The sequence below is a fragment of the Kamptonema sp. PCC 6506 genome (assembly GCF_000180455.1).
Classification (GTDB): Bacteria; Cyanobacteriota; Cyanobacteriia; order Cyanobacteriales; family Microcoleaceae; genus Kamptonema; species Kamptonema formosum.
Genome location: NZ_CACA01000126.1, coordinates 1 through 5,165 on the forward strand (window position 1 = coordinate 1; position 5,165 = coordinate 5,165).

The following is a 5,165-nucleotide window of genomic DNA, read 5'->3' on the forward strand; positions in this document are numbered from 1 at the left end:
GTGTTACACCCTTACAGAATATCAGCGCCAATAGTACAGCTACAACTACCTTTAATGCTGTAAATTCTGCCAGCGTCACCACTAACATTGGCGGTACAACTCAACTTAATGGGAATGTCACCACCACTGGTGCTCAGACTTATAACGATGCCGTCATAGTTGCCGGAAATTTAACCCTTACAAATAACAGTATTAGCTTTAATTCCCCTCTCACTCTCACAGGCAATCTTGCCTTGAATGCAGGTGGAGGAACAGTTGTATTTAATTCTACCATCAGCGCTGGCAATAATAGCCTATCATTAAGCGCTAACGAGATAGATTTTAATGGCATAGTAAACGGTAGCAGTACACTCACTCTTACCCCTGGAACCCCAGGAAAAAATATCACCATCGGTGGTTTAAGTGACACAGGCGCAAACAGTTTAGACTTAACTGCTAATGACTTAAATAACCTAGCTGATGGCTTTAGTTCTATCATAATTGGTGACAATACAAACACAAGTAATATTATTGTTTCTCCAAATGGTGCATCTTTTAAAGATCCCGTAACAATGACAACTGGAACTGGTGCAATTACCCTCAATGGCGCACTTACAGGGATTGGAGATTCTAGTATTACTCTCAACGCAGCTACCAGCTTTTTAAACAATGATATTCGCACTGAAGAGCGAAATATTACTATCAATGGTAATGCGATAGTCGGTAATAGCATTACTGTCATTACAGGGAATTTAGCCGGAGGCGATATCCTCTTTAATGGCAATATTAACGGAAACGATAACCTCACTTTAGAAACAGGCACAGGAAACATTACTGTTAGCGGTGCAATTGGGAATAATACACCCTTAGAAAACTTGACATTTAGCAATGTTAACAATGTTCAAACTAAGGCAATTACCGCTGCCAGTATTACCCAAATTGCTGGTACTGGTGAGACTACTATCAACGGTGCAATTAATACGGATACTGCCGCTGGGATTAACTTAACAGGTAATATTTTTAACTTTAATGGTAATATTACAACTACTAACGGTGGCGGTTTTAAAATTGATAATAGTTCTCCTTTGACTATTACTCTCGCAGTCCAATTTAACTTAGATGGGGGATTTAATCAAATAGGAAGTGGCACTGTTTTTCTAGCAGGAAATGTTACCACAAATAATAGCGATATCAGTTTCAAAAGTCCAGTCATTCTCATTGGTACAGGTAATTTGAATACGGGTGTAGGTGCAGGGGATATTAACTTTAACAATACCCTCGATGGCACCGCTGATTTGAACTTAACAGCAGGGATAGGCAACATTCTATTTTTTGGCAGGGTAGGCGATGGAATCAGAATTGGTAACTTAACTATAAATAGTGCCAAAGATGTAACTGCTATCAATGCTATTAATGCCATTACCATTACTCAAATAGCAGGTAGCGGCACGTCATTATTTAATGATGTAATTAACACAAATGGTACGGCTGGCATTAATCTGGCGGGTAATAACTTTAACTTAAATGGTGCGATTGTTGCTAATGGCAGTTTTACTATTAATAATAGCGGCAAGCTTAATTTAAGCACAACACCTTTAATCTTAGATGGCACGTTCCGTCAAATTGGTACTGGAGAAGTGGCGATTTCCTCTAATATTACCACCGCTAATCAAGATATCCGATTTAGCGGGCCTGTCACCTTAAGTACTCCCGTTATATTTACCCTTGGTAACGCTACAATTGCTTTCGGTTCCAGTTTAGCCGCAGGCAATAACCCACTTACTTTAATTGCAGGAGAAATTGATTTTACAGGGCCAGTTTCCGGGACAAATTCACTGTCTTTGCAACCATTCAACTCTGGACAAACTATTATTATCGGCGGATTTGATAACAATACTAATGCCTTGGATTTGACAGCAGCAGAAATTAATGCTCTTCAAAATGGCTTTAGTTCAATTACTATCGGTCGTGCAGATAGTAGTGCAAATGTTAATATAAATGGTAACGTGACATTTTTAGATCCAGTTACAATTCAAACAGCAACAGGTGCAATTATACTCAATGGAAATATTACTGGAATAGATAATAGTTCAGTCACGCTTAATACGCCGAATATTAATCTCAATGCTGGTATCAATACCGCCAATAGTAACATCAGATTAAATGGAAATGTTAATCTTGGTAGTGATGTCGATCTCATTAGTAATGGTGGAGATATTACCATAACAGGTGCGCTGAATGGGACTCAGAAATTAAGGATTGATGCGGGTACTGGTGGCAACATATTTCTCCAAGGAGATATCGGTAGTATTACACCTTTGTTAGGTTTGAATCTTAATGGATTGAATACTACATTATCGGGTAATATCTCAAGCGCTAATAGTGATATTACCTTTGACAGCGGACTTATTCTGACCAGAGATATGAGCATCACTACAGGTACAATAGGAGGAAATATTACCTTCCGTAGCACTGTTGATAGTGAGGCGTTTCGAGGCTACAGCTTAAATTTAACGGCAGGTAGAGGTAATATTAATTTCAACGGTGCAGTAGGCGCAAGCGTTAATGGAGAATTGGGAAATATAACTATTAATAGCGCTAATAATGTAACAGCGCTATCAGCAATATCAGCTCGTAATTTTCAGTCAAATAGTACCGAAAATGTTAATCTTGGTAATATCGCCGCTACTAACGTTACTATTACCACAGATAACAATATCACTGTTGGCAATATTATCGCTAATGGCGGACAAGTTCGACTGAATAGTAATAATGGTAATTTAGTCGCCAATGACATTGATGCTTCTTTAATTTCTGGTGTTGGTGGCTTAATTTCACTGACAACTCCGGCGGGAGCAGTGACAACTGGCAATCTGAATACATCAGGACTTAGTGGTGGTGATATTACCGTTATAGCTCGCAATTCAATTACTGCAAAACAGATTAATTCTAGTGGTAGTGTGGGCGATGGTGGTAATGTTTTCCTAGATCCTATTGGGGATATTCAAGTTGAATTCATTAACGCTGAAGGCGGAATTAATGGTACTGGTGGAGATGTATTTATTGAGTCAACGGGGGGATTTTTCCGGGCTACAGGCTCTTTTGTAACTCCCTTTTCGACGGAGGGAAATGCTAGTATTTCTACAGCAGGTGGTTTAGGCAGTGGAACAGTAACTATTCGCCATGCAGGAGGGGATGGAGGGCAGTTACTTCAACCTTTTGAAGTTGGTAATGCTGGTGCGCTCAATGGCACTGCGGCGCCTATTACGAGTGGAGATTATGCAATAAAAACAGGGCAAATATTGCCGGGTTCTTTCAGTGTGGGAAATTTGAGGATAGAGACTCTGGATGCTGCACCTGCTACCATATTTTTGTCAAATTTATCAGTTTCAAATACAGATTTGTCAACATCTTCTGTACGCGCTCCTATAGTATTATCAACACGATCGGAAACACAACCATCAGCAATCCTTGTACCTCCGGTAACACCTTTAGGAGATTTTGCCTCAAATATAAATTTACGAGAATCTAGAGGAATATTGCCAGAAAATCTTACACAAGGTGCTGATTTGACACAGCAAAATGCAGGTATCCCACTAACTACATCTGTCACATCTACAGCATCTCTCCCCTCTGGTACTGGTGAAACCTTAGCCAATACTCCTGTAATTTCAACCTTTTATACAGAGGAAGAGCGCCGCAAAAGTTTACTCTCAGAAAAAGATGCAGTCGAGAATCTAAAACAACCAATTTTGAGAATTGATGAGACAATTATCGAGCAGTCGCGTGTTGCTGTTACAGCTTCTTCAGTAGGAATTAATGAAGGTAAAAACTCTTCTAGCAACATTGCACAGGAGGAGATATCTCACAAACCTGCTAATCTGGTACTCGGTTATAGTTCCTCTGTTAATCAAACTTTGGATAAATATGAACTTGGGGAGATTGATACATTTTTTGAGCGGGGCGATATTGAAAATATAGTTGTGCGACTTGAAGAAATTAGAAATAGAGAATTTGAGCGTTATCTTGAAACTAGCCATAAACTAGCCGAGGGAAATATTTCACTTTCTGCACTCCAAGAAAAATTAAAAGAAACTGATAACAAAACTGGTAAGAAATCTGCCGCTTTTTATGTAGTATCGCGGCTTAATCAATTGGAGTTAGTTTTAGTTACTTCCTCGGGTTTGCCAATTCACTACAGTATTCCCGCCGCGAAAAGAGATGCTCTTTTTCCAGTGGTGAGTGAGTTTCGCTCTCAGATTATCAATTCTCGTCAACGCCATAATCAAAGCTATTTAGAGGCGGCACAGCAACTTTATAAATGGCTGATATTGCCTATAGAGGCGGATTTAAAAAATCTAAAAATTGATACGTTGCTGCTGTCTTTAGATCCCGGTTTGCGGAGTCTCCCAATTGCTGCTTTGCATGATGGTAATCAATTTATGGTTGAAAAATACAGTTTCAGTTTAATTCCCAGTTTTAGTTTAACTAATACTACTTATACCTCCATTGCTGATGCTTCCGTGCTGGCGATGGGAGCGTCGGAATTTACTGATAAAAGTCCTTTACCTGCGGTACCGGTAGAATTGTCTGCGATCGCATCGGAATGGCAGGGTAAATCTTTCCTCAATTCTACTTTTACTTTGGAAAATCTGAACTTGCAGCGATCGCGCCAAGATTATCGGATTATTCACCTCGCTACCCACGCTGAATTTCTCCCTGGAAAACCCGGTAATTCTTATATTCAGCTTTGGAATTCTAAGTTACCCCTCGATCGCGTCAGAAATTTGAACTGGGATAACCCCTCTGTAGATTTATTGGTGTTGAGTGCTTGCAAAACTGCTTTAGGCGATCGCGAATCTGAATTAGGTTTTGCTGGGTTAGCAGTACAATCGGGGGTAAAATCTGCTTTAGCTAGTTTGTGGTACGTTGACGATCGCGGTACATTAGGCTTAATGACAGAATTTTATCAGGAGTTAGGGAAAGCTGCAATTAAAGCAGATGCTCTCAGATTAGCTCAGATCGCAATGCTTAAAGGTCAAGTGCGGGTGGAAAATGGGCAATTAATTACAAATACACAAACATTTCCCCTCCCGTCTGCTTTAAACTCTCAAGATACCATAGATTTTACTCATCCCTACTACTGGAGCGGTTTTACACTCGTGGGAAATCCTTGGTAAGCAATA

At 39.8% G+C, this 5,165-nt stretch carries 1 protein-coding gene; it reads left to right on the forward strand.

The features are described 5' to 3' along the window. The coding region (locus OSCI_RS07155; protein ID WP_157135547.1) for a CHAT domain-containing protein at positions 1–5,159 on the forward strand (5,159 nt) is incomplete at its 5' end. Positions 5,160–5,165: the final 6 nt, after the last annotated feature.